The organism is Roseovarius sp. JB2-10 (assembly GCF_055693585.1).
Genome location: NZ_CM146337.1, coordinates 786321 through 801759 on the forward strand (window position 1 = coordinate 786321; position 15439 = coordinate 801759).

12 protein-coding genes and 1 pseudogene are annotated in these 15439 nt (G+C 56.2%); 9 read left to right on the plus strand and 4 right to left on the minus strand.

Annotation, left to right across the window (positions count from 1 at the left end; translation table 11 throughout):
• The first annotated feature begins 30 nt into the window (after positions 1–30).
• The gene (locus ACZ1HJ_RS03945; RefSeq protein WP_472722146.1) at positions 31–1491 is read left to right on the plus strand and encodes a Do family serine endopeptidase; all 1461 of its coding nucleotides are present in this window, start codon (positions 31–33) and stop codon (positions 1489–1491) included.
• Between the two features lie 99 nt (positions 1492–1590).
• Here the strand turns inward: ACZ1HJ_RS03945 and ACZ1HJ_RS03950 are convergent, their stop codons facing one another.
• The 4 genes from ACZ1HJ_RS03950 to rbfA are packed head-to-tail and all read right to left on the minus strand — an operon-like array spanning position 1591 to position 4252.
• Positions 1591–2154 (minus strand): DUF1643 domain-containing protein, encoded by a 564-nt coding sequence (locus ACZ1HJ_RS03950; RefSeq protein WP_472721041.1) that lies wholly within the window; start codon positions 2152–2154, stop codon positions 1591–1593.
• Positions 2151–3056: a tRNA pseudouridine(55) synthase TruB gene (gene truB, locus ACZ1HJ_RS03955; RefSeq protein ID WP_472721042.1), complete on the minus strand. Its 906-nt coding sequence runs from the start codon at positions 3054–3056 to the stop codon at positions 2151–2153. Before truB ends, ACZ1HJ_RS03950 begins: the two co-directional genes overlap by 4 nt.
• A 60-nt stretch (positions 3057–3116) precedes the next feature.
• A complete protein-coding gene (locus tag ACZ1HJ_RS03960) occupies positions 3117–3860 on the minus strand; it encodes a phosphodiester glycosidase family protein (protein ID WP_472721043.1) in 744 nt (247 codons plus the stop codon).
• Positions 3857–4252, minus strand: coding sequence for a 30S ribosome-binding factor RbfA (gene rbfA / locus ACZ1HJ_RS03965; protein WP_472721044.1), 396 nt, complete (start codon positions 4250–4252; stop codon positions 3857–3859). Before rbfA ends, ACZ1HJ_RS03960 begins: the two co-directional genes overlap by 4 nt.
• Between rbfA and ACZ1HJ_RS03970 the strand changes: the two genes are divergently transcribed.
• The 8 genes and pseudogenes from ACZ1HJ_RS03970 to ACZ1HJ_RS04005 all read left to right on the plus strand — a co-directional run bounded on the left by ACZ1HJ_RS03970 (position 4232) and on the right by ACZ1HJ_RS04005 (position 15376).
• Positions 4232–5164 carry an ArsR/SmtB family transcription factor gene (locus tag ACZ1HJ_RS03970; protein WP_472721045.1) on the plus strand — a complete coding sequence of 311 codons (933 nt, stop codon included), beginning with the start codon at positions 4232–4234 and terminating at the stop codon, positions 5162–5164. The two genes, rbfA and ACZ1HJ_RS03970, sit on opposite strands and share 21 nt — an antisense overlap.
• A 78-nt stretch (positions 5165–5242) precedes the next feature.
• On the plus strand, positions 5243–6703 hold the full coding sequence (gene pdxR / locus ACZ1HJ_RS03975; protein ID WP_472721046.1) for a MocR-like pyridoxine biosynthesis transcription factor PdxR: 1461 nt from the start codon (positions 5243–5245) through the stop codon (positions 6701–6703).
• Between the two features lie 242 nt (positions 6704–6945).
• Positions 6946–8727 (plus strand): sulfoacetaldehyde acetyltransferase, encoded by a 1782-nt coding sequence (xsc, locus tag ACZ1HJ_RS03980; RefSeq protein WP_472721047.1) that lies wholly within the window; start codon positions 6946–6948, stop codon positions 8725–8727.
• 36 nt (positions 8728–8763) lie between these two features.
• Positions 8764–9771: a phosphate acetyltransferase gene (pta, locus tag ACZ1HJ_RS03985; protein ID WP_472721048.1), complete on the plus strand. Its 1008-nt coding sequence runs from the start codon at positions 8764–8766 to the stop codon at positions 9769–9771.
• Positions 9772–9845: 74 nt separating this feature from the next.
• Positions 9846–10877: a YeiH family protein gene (locus tag ACZ1HJ_RS03990; protein WP_472721049.1), complete on the plus strand. Its 1032-nt coding sequence runs from the start codon at positions 9846–9848 to the stop codon at positions 10875–10877.
• Between the two features lie 24 nt (positions 10878–10901).
• Positions 10902–13732, plus strand: a pseudogene (locus ACZ1HJ_RS03995) (molybdopterin oxidoreductase family protein).
• Positions 13729–14502, plus strand: coding sequence for a 4Fe-4S dicluster domain-containing protein (locus tag ACZ1HJ_RS04000; RefSeq protein WP_472721050.1), 774 nt, complete (start codon positions 13729–13731; stop codon positions 14500–14502). Before ACZ1HJ_RS03995 ends, ACZ1HJ_RS04000 begins: the two are co-directional and overlap by 4 nt.
• 1 nt (position 14503) lies before the next feature.
• Entirely contained in the window at positions 14504–15376 is an 873-nt protein-coding gene (locus tag ACZ1HJ_RS04005; protein WP_472721051.1) for a dimethyl sulfoxide reductase anchor subunit family protein, read from the plus strand.
• Positions 15377–15439 lie beyond the last annotated feature (63 nt).

Here is a 15439-nt window from a genome sequence, read left to right on the forward strand (position 1 = left end):
GAACCCCGCGTGAAAGTTCAAACCGTTTCCATGGCTCGGCAGAATGTCACAAGCCTGCGCGCCTTTTGGCTGACCGCACTGGCTTTTGCCATTCTGCTGGCTCAGACCATCACCGCACAGGCCCGACCCGACAGTTTTGCCGATCTGGCCGAAAAGTTCAGCCCGGCGGTGGTTAACATTACAACGTCAACTGTTGTGGCACAGGGCACAGGCCCCTCGCCGATTGTGCCTGAGGGATCACCCTTTGAAGACTTCTTTCGCCAGTTCCGCGAGCGTGGCGAAGATGGGAACCGGCCTCGCCGCACATCGGCGCTTGGGTCCGGCTTTGTCATTTCCGAAGACGGCTATGTGGTCACAAACAACCACGTGATTGAAGCCGCTGACGAAATCATCATCGAATTCTATTCCGGCGGTGAACTTGAGGCGAAAGTCATCGGAACAGACCCAAAGACTGATATTGCGCTTTTGAAGGTCGAAACCGACAAACCGCTGCCTTTCGTGAGTTTTGGCGATAGCGATGTCGCCCGTGTAGGCGACTGGGTCGTTGCTATGGGTAACCCGCTTGGCCAGGGATTTTCGGTATCGGCCGGTATCGTTTCCGCGCGGAACCGAGCCCTTTCTGGCACCTATGACGATTACATTCAGACAGACGCCGCCATTAACCGAGGAAACTCGGGCGGACCGCTCTTTAACCTCGACGGCGAAGTGATCGGTGTGAATACCGCAATTCTGAGCCCGAATGGCGGTTCAATCGGTATTGGTTTCTCGATGGCCTCCAATGTGGTGACCCGTGTAGTCGCGCAGCTCAAGGAATATGGCGAGACCCGCCGTGGATGGCTGGGCGTACGTATTCAAGACGTGACAAATGACGTGGCCGAGGCCATCGGCCTTGAAAAAGTTGCCGGTGCTTTGGTCACAGACGTTCCCGAAGGACCTGCCGCCGAAGCGGGAATGGCCTCGGGCGATGTCATCATGTCGTTTGATGGCAAGGAAGTCGCGGATACCCGCGGTCTGGTTCGCCAGGTCGGCAACACGGAGGTGGGCAAAACCGTTCGTGTCAAAGTGTTCCGCGATGGGAAAACCCAGACGCTGAAAATCACCTTGGGTCGTCGGGAGGCCGCTGAAGGCGCCATACCTGCAGCGCAGCCAGGGGGCGAGGAAAACTCCGAGGAGCCAAAACAAACTGAGCTTCTGGGCCTGACAATCGCCCCATTGGATGATGAAGTGCGTGGCGCTTTGGAGCTTGATTCCAACGCCACCGGCCTCGTGGTACGCGATGTAGATGAGCTGTCTGAAGCCTACGAAAAAGGTATCCGCGCGGGCGATTTGATCGTCGAAGCCGGACAGGAAAAACTCAACGGCATCGAGGATCTGAATGGCCGCATCTCGGCCGCCAAAGATGCAGGGCGCAAATCGATTCTGCTGCTCGTGCGTCGTGCCGGCGATCCCCGCTTTGTTGCTCTCTCACTGGAAGAAAAGAGCGACAACTGACGGTCATATCATCCCAGGTTTACCTCGTGGGGCGTTCCGGAGACGGAGCGCCCTTCGCTTTTTAGAAGGTCACTTGCTGAATGCTGCGTCCGGTGCTGTTCACGGTTTCGATGTCGGGAATGCCCGCAATTGGGTGTCCTTGCGCAGATAAAGCGGATGTTTTGCCGACCCATCCTGATTAAGGCCAAGACACATCAAGGGTTTGCCCGTCGAGCGCATCGCCGTCAGAACGTCTGCAACCACATTGTCAAACCGCTTGTGGAGCTTGCCGTACGCCAGAACCAGCGTTTCAGCTTCATGTGCCATATTCAGCAAAGCCGGAATGTTGTCAGCACTGCAGGCCACATTCACATCGGTTGGAATATCCTTGGGTGAGGTCGCCCGCCAATCCAACATGTTGCCCTTGAGATATCGCGAGTACCCCCAGTCGCGCGCGAACATCAACTCGCGATGACATGTTGGGTCTGAAATTTCAGCAGCTGCCACCGATGGGTTCATGCCAATGAACAGGATTGTGCGTGCCTTGGTACCCTGCGACGTCCAATCCCGTGTCAACGCCTGACGGTAGCGCCCGCAAGTCGAGAATGTTGCCCCACCAATCACACCGTCAGGTAATTTCAAACGAACCTTGCCGCCCGGATCATGGTTGGTTGGTTCTGTCATTGGTTAAAGACCCGGCTCGGATGCAATTCCCCGGCTTTGTAGCGCCCTACGGCAACGGCGCGATCTTCGAGGGCCGCCCAGCATTCATCGCCGTATTCCACATCCTGAGCAATCACCAAGCCCGGATTGCCATTGCGCAACCGCGCGGCCGATTCAGGCGTGCATGTGACTTTCGGCAAATCGGTCAATCCTTGTTCCAACGGGTAGAGCCGTTCGTCCAGCGCGGGCGAATGGGCCAAGCTGTCAATCTCCTCAATGCTCAAGCCATCGCTCGCATCGAAAGGACCAGACCACAGCCTGCGAAGCCAGACCACGTGCCCGTAACAACCCAAAACCTCACCCAAATCACGTGCAATCGCGCGCACATACCCGCCCTTGCCACAGGTCATTTCCAGCATGACGTGATCAGCATCGGGGCGGTCGGTGACAACCAACTCCTCCACCCATAGCGGTCGCGCTGCAATCTCAAGATCTTCACCCTCCCGCGCAAGTTTATACGCCCGCTGTCCATCAATTTTGACAGCAGAAAACTGCGGTGGGACTTGCTGAATATCACCGACAAACTGACCCAATGCCGCTTTGATCTCGGTGTCAGTGGGGCGGAGATCACTTGTCGATCGCACTTCGCCTTCAGCATCATCAGTATTGGTGGATTCTCCCAACTTCACACAAAACGCGTATGCCTTGAGCGCGTCTGTTATGTACGGAACGGTTTTGGTGGCCTCGCCGACAGCCACCGCTAAAACGCCGGTTGCTTCGGGGTCCAATGTACCGGCATGCCCAGCCTTTTTAGCCTGCAATGCCCAGCGAACTTTGTTGACCACAGAGGTTGAAGTAATGCCCGCTGGTTTGTCCACCACCAGCCATCCGGAGATATCACGGCCTTTGCGTTTGCGTGCCATCCCAACACCCCGTTCAATTCGTCAGATCAGCGCGTTACCGTGACCTGCGCTGTGCGTCAATCACTCAGCCACTCTTACAACAACACCCACCATCGGCCCCATCGGGAATCCGCTGTCAAAACGGTCCAATTCCGGCGCGTAAAGCCGGGATATATTGCCATCAAAGTAAAGCGCCTGTGGCACGCCAAGGTGGTCACGGAAAAAACTACCGAACTGGTGGAATGTGACGCGTTCGTCCGAAATGACGAAAAACGCCGTTTGGCCATCTGATGTCGTGCCAACTCCGTTGCGAATGTATCGACTGTCGCTATCTGCCAAAAATCTCGGATGCAAAGCACCGTCAATCACCAACATAGGGCCAGATTGGCTGGCGTAGGTGCAGTCCGGTTCTTCTTGCACAAAACGCTTCGTTTCAAACACATCGGCTCGGGTGTCGCGCACGCAAAAAACACCGTTTGGCAAAAGGCCGAAGTTACCCGGACCGGCGCTGGTAATTAGTGGCGCCAACGCAGCACCATTTTCCGCGTAGTGGCCTACAGGTCGACGATCCGTATGATACATGCCCGCATTCATCGAAAAGACCAGTTTTTCACCGTCTTTTTCAATCAGTTTTTCGATGCTGCTGAACGTGCCCAAAGGCTTCTGCGTTTCCGGGTCATTTAGAAAGAGGCGCACGTCATCTTGGGATACATCCACTTCGCAAACCGTATATGCCATTTCGCGAAAACTGACATTGCCACAGTCGACGGCCCAGGACGGGCCAGCCAGCAGGCTTAACAGAACCAACCACGCCCCGCGCTTCATTCCCCTAGATCCCTGCGCACATCCTCCTGCGCAAAAAGCCTGCGTGTTTCGTCCATCTGATCAAATGTTTCATCTAGTCGAAACCGCAAATCCGGCGCAAATTTAAGCTCAAGCTTTTTGCCGATGATCCGGCGCAGTTCATGTTTGTTGCGCGCAAGCAGGCCGACCACTTCATCCTGGCCCTTGCCGCCCAACGGCAGAACATATGCCGTTGCAACTTTCAGATCGGGCGATGTGCGCACCTCACCAACGGTCACGGAAAGCCTGTTGAGGTCCGGATCGTGGATGTCGCCACGCATTAAAACCTCGGACAGTGTCCGACGGATCAACTCCCCCACTCTCAACTGCCGTTGCGATGGACCGGGGCCATCATGAAATTTGTTTTTTCCCATGATACTGCATCTAAGCGCTTGGCCGCGCTTTGCCAAGCAATGTTGAGCAGTTGCGGCAAGCCTTTGCCCGCGTTCCAGGGCAAAACGGGTCTTTCTGCGCGCCGTTTTGCAGGCCCCGCGCCTCAGACTAAGCTATTACCAACAATGCGTGTAAGATTCTGGTCCGGCTCTCGACGCCAGGTACCGAGATCAATTGCCGCTCTCTTATACTTCGGCTATCATCGAATTATGAAAGATCTACCTGACATTTCGCGCGTTGCCTCCCTTATTGGCGATCCGGCGCGCGCCAACATATTAACGGCGCTGATTACAGGGCACGCGCTGACGGCAACCGAACTTGCAGGAGAGGCAGGGGTTACGCTTCAAACCACGTCATCGCATCTGGCAAAACTTGAAGCTGGAGGGTTAATCCGCCCCCGCAAGGAAGGACGGCACAAATATTTCTCCCTCGCGTCAGAAGATGTGGCGCATGTTCTCGAAGCGCTCATGGGGCTTGCCGCAGGTTCCGGTCATTTACGTCATCGCCCGGGCCCTAGAGACCCCGAGTTGCGGCACGCCCGCGTTTGCTACAACCACCTCGCCGGAGACCTGGGCACGCGCATGTATGACAGCATGAAAAAGCGAGGCCATTTCAAGCAAATCAACAAAACACTTTCGCTAACGGATGCCGGTACCAAATTTATCGCTGAATTTGGCATCAATCTGGACGATCTGCCACCATCACGCGCCCCTATGTGCAGGAAATGTCTGGATTGGTCAGAGCGCAGGTCGCACCTTGCCGGGCGATTGGGGCGTGCGATGCTCACGCATATGCAAGATACAGGATGGGCCAAGCGCGTCGAAGGCACCCGCATTATCCATTTTTCTCACGACGGTGTTGCTGCTTTCGATCAGGCCTTTCCCCATCTTTGATCACATATTCTTTGCGACAAGCAAAACAGACCATCAGGCCAGATTGCACGCAAAATAAGTCCAGTCTAATGTGCGCATATGGCTATTTCCGTCGAAACTTTTTTTCTGGATCCGAATGCACAAGGCACACTGCAGGCGCGCATCCAACAAATGATTGCTCAGGGCATTTTGTCCGGGCGCTTTCGGAAGGGCGAAAAGCTGCCTTCCTCCCGCAAACTGGCAAGCCATCTTGGCGTCAGTCGGATTACCGTGACGCTGGCCTACACGGAACTTCAAGCCAATGATTACCTCTCGGCCCGCGACCGTTCAGGATATTTCGTTTCCGATAACGCGCCGGAACCACCGAAATTTGCAGCTCTTCCCCCACGACAGGATCGCATTGATTGGTCCCGGGCCTTGGGTCGCCGATTTACGGGCGGGGCCACGCCAGAAAAGCCACAGGATTGGTCGAAATTCCGCTACCCGTTCATCTACGGGCAGGCAGACCCGGAATTGTTCGATCATGGGAACTGGCGTCAATGTGCACTTCAGGCACTGGGTCAAAAAGACTTTCAGGCGATGACCACGGACTATTATGATCAGGACGACCCCCGGCTGATCGAGTTCGTTGCGCGCCACACATTGCCAAGACGGGGTATCCTGGCGGATCCTTCGGAAATTCTGATCACAATGGGGGCACAAAATGCGTTGTGGCTCACCGCTCAGGTGTTGCTGACACAGCGCCGTACCGCCGCCATCGAAGATCCGTGTTACCATGCCCTGCGCGATATTCTGACCCAATCACGCTGCCACCTGAAACCGATCAAGGTGGACGCGGATGGGCTGCCGCCCGACGCGCTGCCAAAAAGATCGGACGTCATTTTCACCACGCCAAGCCATCAATCGCCAACCAACGCCACGATGCCCCTGAAGCGTCGCAAGGCGCTATTGGAAAAAGCCCGCGCCATGGACGCGCTGATCGTGGAAGACGACTACGAATTTGAGATGTCCTTTCTGAAGTCGCCTCTGCCAGCGCTTAAGTCACTGGATAAGGACGGACGTGTGATCTATGTCGGCAGTTTCTCCAAATCGATTTTTCCGGGACTTCGCTTGGGGTATCTGGTCGGATCCAAGGCGTTCATCCGCGAAGTGCGGGCGTTGCGCACCAGCGTGTTGCGGCACCCACCAGGACATATCCAACGCACCGCTGCCTACTTTTTGTCATTGGGACATTACGATAGTCTGATCCGTCGGATGCGTCAGGTATTTGCCACCCGGCGCAAGGTTTTGGAACAATCACTCGCAGATCATGGGCTTGGGGTTATAGGGCGTGGCCTCTTTGGCGGGTCATCTGTCTGGATGCGCGCGCCTGATCATGTCGATACAAAACAGCTTGATCTGCACCTTCGTCCCCAAGGCGTTTTGATCGAGCCAGGCGTGCCTTTCTTTCATGGCGACGATCCGCCGCACAATTTTTACCGCTTGGCATACTCTTCAATCTCGGCAGAACGCATCCCGGAAGGCATAGCGATTCTTGCGCGGGAATTGGAAAAAGCATGATTCCGGAGGAAAAATCCTTCGAAATCCAAAAAATTTAATAAAACAAGGCTTTTCTTTCAGACCCTTACAACAAAGGGGTTGCTAAAAATGTAAATTTTTGAGACTTTTATTCTCAATAACGATTTACTCTGGCCATATGATACTTGCAATTCTGGCCCTAACACCCCTCTGATCTCAGAGGTAGTTACGTGTCAGTTTTTCCCTGCAACTCGATAATTGCGAAATAAGTGAGGACCGCCCTAATGAAAATGACGACCGAGGAAGCCTTCATCAAGGTACTTCAAATGCACGGAATCGAACATGCCTTCGGCATCATCGGTTCTGCAATGATGCCAATCTCCGATCTGTTCCCAGCTGCCGGAATCAAGTTCTGGGATTGCGCCCACGAAACATCCGGCGGCATGATCGCCGACGGTTACACCCGCGCAACTGGTAAAATGTCGATGGCCATCGCGCAAAACGGCCCGGGCATCACCAACTTCGTGACACCTGTCAAAACCGCATACTGGAACCACACGCCGCTCCTGCTGGTAACACCACAAGCTGCCAACAAGACAATCGGCCAAGGCGGTTTCCAGGAAATCGAACAAATGAAGTTGTTCGAAGACATGGTCTGCTACCAGGAAGAAGTACGTGACCCGAGCCGTATGGCTGAGGTTCTGAACCGCGTGATCGAAAAAGCATGGCGCGGTTCCGCTCCGGCGCAAATGAACATCCCGCGTGACTACTGGACACAGGTTGTTGATATCGAACTGCCCCAAATCATCCGCCTGGAGCGCCCCGCTGGTGGTGCCGACGCTGTCAAAGCGGCTGCAGACCTGCTGAGCAAAGCTGAATTCCCAGTCATCCTGAACGGCGCCGGTGTAATTCTGGCGGGCGGCATTGACGCCTCTGCCAAACTGGCCGAAGCGCTGGACGCACCAGTGTGCTGCAACTACCAGCACAACGATGCGTTCCCGGGCTCGCACCCTCTGGCCGCTGGTCCTCTGGGCTACAACGGTTCGAAAGCAGCGATGGAACTGATCGCCAAAGCCGACGTCGTTTTGGCTTTGGGCAACCGCCTGAACCCATTCTCGACACTGCCAGGCTACGGTATTGATTACTGGCCCAAAGACGCCAAAATCATCCAAGTCGACATCAACTCGGATCGCATCGGTCTGACCAAGAAAGTCGACGTAGCCATTCAGGGCGACGCCAAGAAAGTGGCCGAGCAACTGCTGGAGCACCTGGGAACTGGCGCAGGCGACAAAGGCCGCGAAGAGCGCAAGGCACTGATCGCGACAACCAAGTCGCGTTGGGCACAGGAGCTGAGCTCGCTGGATCACGAAGAAGATAACGATGAAGGCATCACATGGAACGAGCGCGCTCGTAAGGCCAAGCCAGATCACATGGCGCCCCGTCAAGCCTGGCGCGCGATCATGCAGGCCCTGCCAAAAGATGCCATCATCAGCTCGGACATCGGCAACAACTGCGCGATCGGTAACGCATACCCGTCGTTCGACAAAGGCCGCAAATATCTGGCACCGGGCCTCTTTGGTCCCTGTGGTTACGGTCTGCCTGCGATCCTTGGCGCGAAAATCGGTTGCCCCGATGTTCCGGTAGTCGGCTTTGCCGGTGACGGCGCGTTCGGCATCTCGATGAACGAAATGACTGCCTGTGGCCGTGGTGATTGGCCTGCGATCACGATGATCATCTTCCGCAACTACCAATGGGGCGCTGAAAAGCGGAACACCACATTGTGGTTCGAAGACAACTTCGTCGGCACCGAGCTCAACGAAGGTGTGAACTATGCCAAGATCGCCGAAGGTTGTGGCGTCAAAGGCGTTCAGGCCAAAACGATGGAAGAACTGACCGATGTTCTGAACACTGCTGTCAAAGAGCAGATGAAAGACAACGTCACTACCTTCATCGAGGTCATTCTGAACCAAGAACTGGGTGAACCCTTCCGTCGCGACGCCATGAAGAAACCGGTTTCGGTTGCAGGCGTCAGCAAAGACGACATGCGTCCACAGCAACCTGCATAAGACGCAAACGAGTTAGACCGGAAAGGCCGCGAACCAATGACACAGACCCCAATTGATCTGCTGCTCTCAGAGGTTCCGGCAACCCGTCCGACCGTTTCCCTAAGCGAAGGCAGTGATCCCCGCGTTGTCGCGGGGGCGCTCGCCGCCCACAAGGCCGGAATTGCGAATGTCATTCTGGTCGGCAGCCAAGGCGCTGTCGAAGCCGAACTTGTCAGTCAGGGCGCAAGTGCCGGAGATGGCGTGTCGATCCACGACCCCAAAACATCAGACCTGGCCCAAGAATTCGCTGCTGCCTTTCATGAGTTGCGCAAACACAAGGGCGTAGATGAAGAGGCTGCACGCAAGGCCGTAGAAACGCCACTGGTCTATGCCGCGATGCTAGTGCGTCAGGGCCATGCCGCTGGTACAGTAGGCGGCGCTGTTGCGACCACATCAGATGTCGTTCGCACGGCGATACAGGTGATCGGCAAAGCACCGGATGCCGCCATGGTGTCCAGCTTTTTCCTGATGTATCCGCCGGAGAAAGCAACCGAACATGGTCGCGCCATGCTCTATTCTGATAGCGGGCTGGTGATCGATCCAAGCGCGGACGAGTTGACGGCCATCGCTGCCGCTTCAGCACATTCCTGCCGCGCGTTGATGCGCGAAGAACCCAAAATCGCCATGCTGTCCTTTTCCACTAAAGGCAGCGCGCGCCACGACAAGGTGACCAAAGTAACCGACGCGCTGACCAAGCTGCGCACAGATCATCCGGATCTGAACGCCGATGGTGAGCTGCAGTTCGACGCGGCGTTTGTTCCTTCGGTCGGTGGCAGCAAAGCGCCCGGATCAGACGTTGCCGGACAGGCCAACGTGATGATTTTCCCCAATCTAGATGCGGGCAACATTGGCTACAAAATCACCCAACGCGTCGGTGGATACAGCGCCATCGGGCCAATTCTACAAGGCCTGGCCCATCCCGCCAATGATCTGTCACGCGGTTGCGTGGCCGATGATGTAACGCAAATGATCGCCGTCACCGTTTTGCAATCGGTGGCATCCTGAACCCAAGGCAGCCACGCGTTCGTTTGATCGAATGCTGTGCACCCAATTCGACCTAAAAGGATACGTCCTGCACAATGGCGCCTTCCGCAACCCAGCCCTCTCCGCTACGCAACCGGATTGAAGAGCGCACCCGCGCGCTTTTTCCCGGTGTGCTGATATCAATTCTTGTTGCCGTCGCCGCTCAATTTTTGTCCGACCACTATGCGACCCCCGCCATGCTACTGGCGCTGCTCTTGGGCATTGCGGTCAGCTTTCTGGGTGAGGATGGCAAAGCCGTTGATGGGATTTCCTTTGCCGCGCGCACTTTGCTGCGGATTGGAGTGGCGCTGTTGGGCGTGCGGATCTCGATTGCTCTTATGGCCGGTCTTGGCATCGAATTGATTCTGCTGGTCATCGCCGGCGTTGTCGCCACGATCGGCTTTGGTTTGGCGTTCGCACGGTTTTTGGGCCACAAATGGCGGTTCGCATTTCTGACGGCCGGATCAGTGGCAATCTGTGGCGCTTCTGCGGCCATGGCCATCAGCGCGATCCTGCCCCGCGATGAACGCTCCGAGGAGCGCCTGATTTTCACGGTTGTCGGTGTCACGGTGCTATCGACCATTGCCATGATCGCCTATCCCATTCTGGTTAAGGCGCTTGGTATGGATGACGTCTCTGCCGGGGTTTTTCTGGGCGGCACCATTCATGACGTGGCACAGGTGGTGGGTGCAGGTTTTTCGATCTCGGAACAAGCCGGGGATACCGCGACCCTGGTCAAACTCTTCCGCGTGGCGATGTTGGCCCCGGTCGTGCTTGTGGCATCGATCTTGATCCGCAGTTTCGCAGAACATGACGAAGTGGGTTCACGCCCACCGATCCTGCCGACTTTCGTGCTGGGGTTTTTGGTTTTGGCCACGTTTAACTCACTTGGCCTCATCCCCACGATGATTGCGGATTTTCTAAGTCAGCTGTCTCGCTGGCTGCTTTTGGTCGCCATTGCAGCGGTCGGAATGAAGACCAACCTGAAACAAGTGTTGTCCGTCGGCGGCGCAGCAATTGCATTGATCGTTATTGAGACGATTTTCATTGCGGGCCTGATACTTGCAGGAATAAAGTTCTTGAATTGACGGGACGAGAGGAACAATAGCCAGATGACAATCCAGCAACCGAAAATCGATACGTCCCCGAAGGTCTCGGACGAGGTACGCAAGACCACCTGTTACATGTGCGCCTGTCGCTGCGGCATCAATGTCCACATGAAAGATGGCAAGGTCGCCTATATCGAAGGCAACCGGGATCATCCCGTGAACAAGGGTGTTCTTTGCGCCAAGGGCAGTGCTGGCATCATGCAGGTCAACGCGCCCTCGCGCCTGCGGGCACCGCTGAAGCGTGTCGGACCACGCGGATCAGGCGAGTTCGAAGAAATCAGCTGGGACGAGGCGTTCCAGATTGCCGCCGACTGGCTGGAGCCCATTCGTAAAGAAGACCCGTCGAAGCTGGCCTTTTTCACTGGCCGCGACCAATCGCAAAGCTTCACTAGCTTCTGGGCACAGAATTTCGGTACGCCCAATTATGCGGCCCATGGCGGTTTTTGCTCCGTCAACATGGCGGCAGCGGGCATCTACACGATGGGCGGTGCATTCTGGGAATTTGGTCAGCCAGATTGGGATCATACCAAACTCTTTATGCTCTTTGGGGTGGCCGAAGATCATGACAGCAACCCGATCAAGATGGGCATCGGCAAAATCAAGGCGCGCGGGGCACGTGTCATTGGCGTCAACCCGATCCGCACCGGATATAACGCTGTGGCGGATGACTGGGTGGGCATTACACCCGGAACCGACGGCCTGTTCATCCTGTCGCTCATTCATGAATTGATGAAAGCCGGTAAAATCGATCTGAACTACCTGGCGCGTTACACCAACGCCCCGGTTCTCGTGAACGGTGATCCGAAATCACCCGAATACGGCCTCTTCCTGCGCGATGATGACGGCAAACCGCTGGTGATCGATCGCAAGACCGGCAAGCTGACCGCCTTTGACAAGCCCGGCGTGCGCCCTGATCTACACGCCACACACCGTGCAGCAGGCATCACCCATCGTCCGGTCATGCACCTGATGGCCGAACGCTACCTTGATCCGCAATACGCACCTGAAGCCGTGGCAGAAAAGTGCGGTATCAAAGCGGACAAGATTAAAGCCATCGCTGCTGAACTGGCTCGTGTCGCCTTTGAAGAGGCGTTTGAGCTTGACCATGAATGGACTGACTTCCGAGGTGAAAAGCACAAAACCATGACGGGTCGCCCGGTCAGCTTCCATTCGATGAGGGGCGTCAGCGCACATTCCAACGGGTTCCAGACCTGCCGTGCGCTGCATGTGTTGCAAATCATTTTGGGAACCGTCGAAGTGCCCGGCGGTTTCCGGTTCAAACCCCCTATCCCAAACCCGTCAGCGCGCATCCTAAACCGCATTGCGGCGTGAAACCCGGAGCGCCGCTGGACGGCCCGCATCTGGGGTTTGTCCAAGGCCCCGATGATCTGATGCTGAAGGATGACAATACACCGGCGCGGATCGACAAGGCCTTTACCTGGGAAAACCCGATGTCCAGCCACGGGCTGATGCATATGGTGATCTCAAATGCCCACGCAGGCGATCCCTACAAAATCGACACGCTGTTTATGTACATGGCCAACATGTCGTGGAACTCCTCCATGAACACCAAAGGCGTGATGGAGATGCTGACCGACAAAGATGAAAATGGCGACTACGTGATCCCGCACATCATCTACTCCGACGCCTATTCTTCGGAAATGGTCGCTTATGCCGATCTCATTCTACCGGATACAACCTATCTGGAACGGCATGACTGCATCTCGCTTCTGGACCGTCCGATCTGCGAAGCCGACGCGGCGGCGGATGCCATTCGCTGGCCCGTGATTGAGCCTGATCGTGACGTCCGTGGCTTCCAGACCGCGCTGGTTCAACTGGCCAATAAAATGAAACTGCCCGGCTTCACCAACGAAGACGGCAGCGCCAAATACCAAGACTATGCTGACTATATCGTCAATCACCAGCGCAAGCCGGGCATTGGGCCCTTGGCGGGTTGGCGTATGGGTAAGAAAGGTCTGCAACACGGTCGGGGTGAGCCCAACGAGTCGCAGCTGCAAAGCTACATCGCCAATGGTGGGTTCTTCGTGAAACACATCCCGGACGGGTCGAATTACTATAAGCCTTGGAACACGGCCTATCAGGATTGGGCCGTTGATATGGGCATCTACGACAGCCCACAGCCCTACGTTTTCGACCTCTATGTCGAAACAATGCGTAAGTTCCAATTGGCCGCGGAAGGACATGGGGATCGGCAACCGCCCGACCACCTGCGCGAGCGGATCAAACAAACCATGGACCCGCTGCCGATTTGGTATGCTCCGTTCGAAGATGACAATGTCGATACCGCCGATTTCCCCGTTCATGCGCTGACCCAACGCCCAATGGCGATGTATCACAGCTGGGGCACGCAAAACGCGTGGCTGCGCCAGATCCATGGCCGCAACCCTTTGTACGTGCCCACCAAGATCTGGGAAGCCAATGGCTTTGCCGACGGCGATTGGGCCAAGGTCACGTCTGCACATGGCGAAATCACCGTACCTGTGGCGCATATGGCCGCGCTGAATGAAAACACGATCTGGACCTGGAATGCGATTGGTAAACGCAAGGGGGCCTGGGCGCTGGAAAACGATGCGTCCGAGACCACCAAGGGGTTCCTCTTGAACCACCTCATTCACGAGTTGCAACCGCCCAAGGGCGACGGGTTGCGCTGGACCAACTCGGACCCGATTACAGGCCAGGCCGCGTGGTTCGATCTGCGTGTGAAGGTCGAAAAGGCGAGCGCCCCACCGGATGTGAGCCAACCGAGCTTTGATCCGATCAAATCCCCGGTGGCAAAAGGCCCCAAAGACCTGAAATGGAAGGTGGGCCAATGACAACCCTACCCGAAAACACGCAACGCAAACTGGGCCTTGTGATTGATCTGGATACCTGTGTCGGTTGCCATGCCTGTGTAATCAGCTGCAAAGGCTGGAACACAGAAAACTACGGCGCACCGCTGAGTGACCAAAATGCATATGGTGGCGCAGGATCGGGCACATTCCTGAACCGCGTGCACAGCTACGAGGTTCAACCGCTTGCCACATCAGCAATGCCGCATCCCGCGGCACAGCTGGTGCATTTCCCGAAATCCTGCCTGCATTGCGAAGATGCACCTTGCGTCACCGTTTGCCCAACCGGCGCAAGCTACAAACGGGTCGAAGACGGGATCGTGCTGGTCAACGAAAGTGACTGCATCGGTTGCGGCCTCTGTGCCTGGGCATGTCCCTACGGCGCGCGGGAGCTGGATCAGGCCGAGGGTGTGATGAAGAAATGTACGCTCTGCGTCGACCGGATATACAACGACAACCTGCCGGAAGAAGACCGCGTACCCGCCTGTGTTCGGACTTGCCCGGCCGGTGCACGCCATTTCGGTGATTTCGCCGATCCGGAAAGCAATGTCAGCAAACTGACCGCCGAACGCGGCGGTATGGATCTGATGCCTGAGCAAGGCACTAAACCCGTCAATAAATACCTGCCACCGCGTCCCAAGGACCAAATGGATCAGTCAGAGCAAATCGATATTCTGGCACCCTTCCTCGATCCTATCGTGGAAGAGCCCAAGGGATTTCTTGGCTGGCTCGACAAGGCATTGGAGAAAATCTGAGATGCATCCCGCACCATCCGTCATCGTATTCACCACCCTGTCCGGTCTGGGTTTTGGCCTTCTCTTTTGGTTGGGTCTTGGCCTGCCAGACGTCTCGGGTTGGGTCGCCTTCGTCTTCTTTGCCATCGGGTTTGGCCTGGCCGTGGGCGGCCTCTTGGCTTCGACCTTTCACCTTGGCCACCCAGAACGCGCCATCAAAGCCTTCAGCCAATGGCGCTCTAGCTGGCTCAGCCGCGAAGGCGTGGCTGCCGTGGGTGCACTTGTCATCATGGGGATCTATGCCGCGGCTCTGATCTTTCTGGACCTGAAACTATCCATCCTCGGATGGATCGGCGCGTTGCTCAGCCTTGCAACCGTTTATGCCACGTCGATGATCTATGCCCAGCTGAATACTGTTCCCCGGTGGAAAACACCCCTAACGCCCGCACTTTTGGTCTCGATATCGCTCGCGGGCGGGTCGTTGCTGGCGGGTCAGATCGGCATTGCCGTTGTGCTCCTTCCCATTGCCATGGTCATTCAGGTGATCTGGTGGGTCCGTGGCGACGGCGCGCTTGAAGGCAGCGGCACGAATATCGCAAGTGCCACGGGCCTTGGTGACACGGGCACCGTGCGCGCGTTTGAACCACCCCATACCGGCACGAATTACCTGTTGCGTGAACTGGTGTTTCAGGTCGGGCGCAAACACGCGATGAAAATGCGCATCATTGCAATCCTCCTGGGCTTCGTTCTGCCGGTTCTTTTGATCCTGATCCCATTCGCCCATGTGCTGGTTCTGGTCGCGGTGATCGTGCATCTCGTCGGCATTGCCGCATCGCGCTGGCTCTTTTTTGCAGAGGCCGAACATGTGGTGGGTCTGTATTACGGAAAACGGTAGAACCGCTCTACCACCAGTGGGTTTGCTAAGCCAACGGACCAATCCGACCCGCGCATCCAGGTG

Bases quoted from the DNA above. Each gene is read 5' to 3' on its own strand.
- ACZ1HJ_RS03970 (WP_472721045.1), top strand. From the start codon at position 4,232: ATGAAATTTGTTTTTTCCCATGATACTGCATCTAAGCGCTTGGCCGCG.
- rbfA (WP_472721044.1), bottom strand. From the start codon at position 4,252: ATGGGAAAAAACAAATTTCATGATGGCCCCGGTCCATCGCAACGGCAG.
- ACZ1HJ_RS03945 (WP_472722146.1), top strand. From the start codon at position 31: ATGGCTCGGCAGAATGTCACAAGCCTGCGCGCCTTTTGGCTGACCGCA.
- pdxR (WP_472721046.1), top strand. From the start codon at position 5,243: ATGGCTATTTCCGTCGAAACTTTTTTTCTGGATCCGAATGCACAAGGC.
- xsc (WP_472721047.1), top strand. From the start codon at position 6,946: ATGAAAATGACGACCGAGGAAGCCTTCATCAAGGTACTTCAAATGCAC.
- ACZ1HJ_RS04005 (WP_472721051.1), top strand. From the start codon at position 14,504: ATGCATCCCGCACCATCCGTCATCGTATTCACCACCCTGTCCGGTCTG.
- ACZ1HJ_RS03990 (WP_472721049.1), top strand. From the start codon at position 9,846: ATGGCGCCTTCCGCAACCCAGCCCTCTCCGCTACGCAACCGGATTGAA.
- ACZ1HJ_RS03960 (WP_472721043.1), bottom strand. From the start codon at position 3,860: ATGAAGCGCGGGGCGTGGTTGGTTCTGTTAAGCCTGCTGGCTGGCCCG.
- truB (WP_472721042.1), bottom strand. From the start codon at position 3,056: ATGGCACGCAAACGCAAAGGCCGTGATATCTCCGGATGGCTGGTGGTG.
- pta (WP_472721048.1), top strand. From the start codon at position 8,764: ATGACACAGACCCCAATTGATCTGCTGCTCTCAGAGGTTCCGGCAACC.
- ACZ1HJ_RS04000 (WP_472721050.1), top strand. From the start codon at position 13,729: ATGACAACCCTACCCGAAAACACGCAACGCAAACTGGGCCTTGTGATT.
- ACZ1HJ_RS03950 (WP_472721041.1), bottom strand. From the start codon at position 2,154: ATGACAGAACCAACCAACCATGATCCGGGCGGCAAGGTTCGTTTGAAA.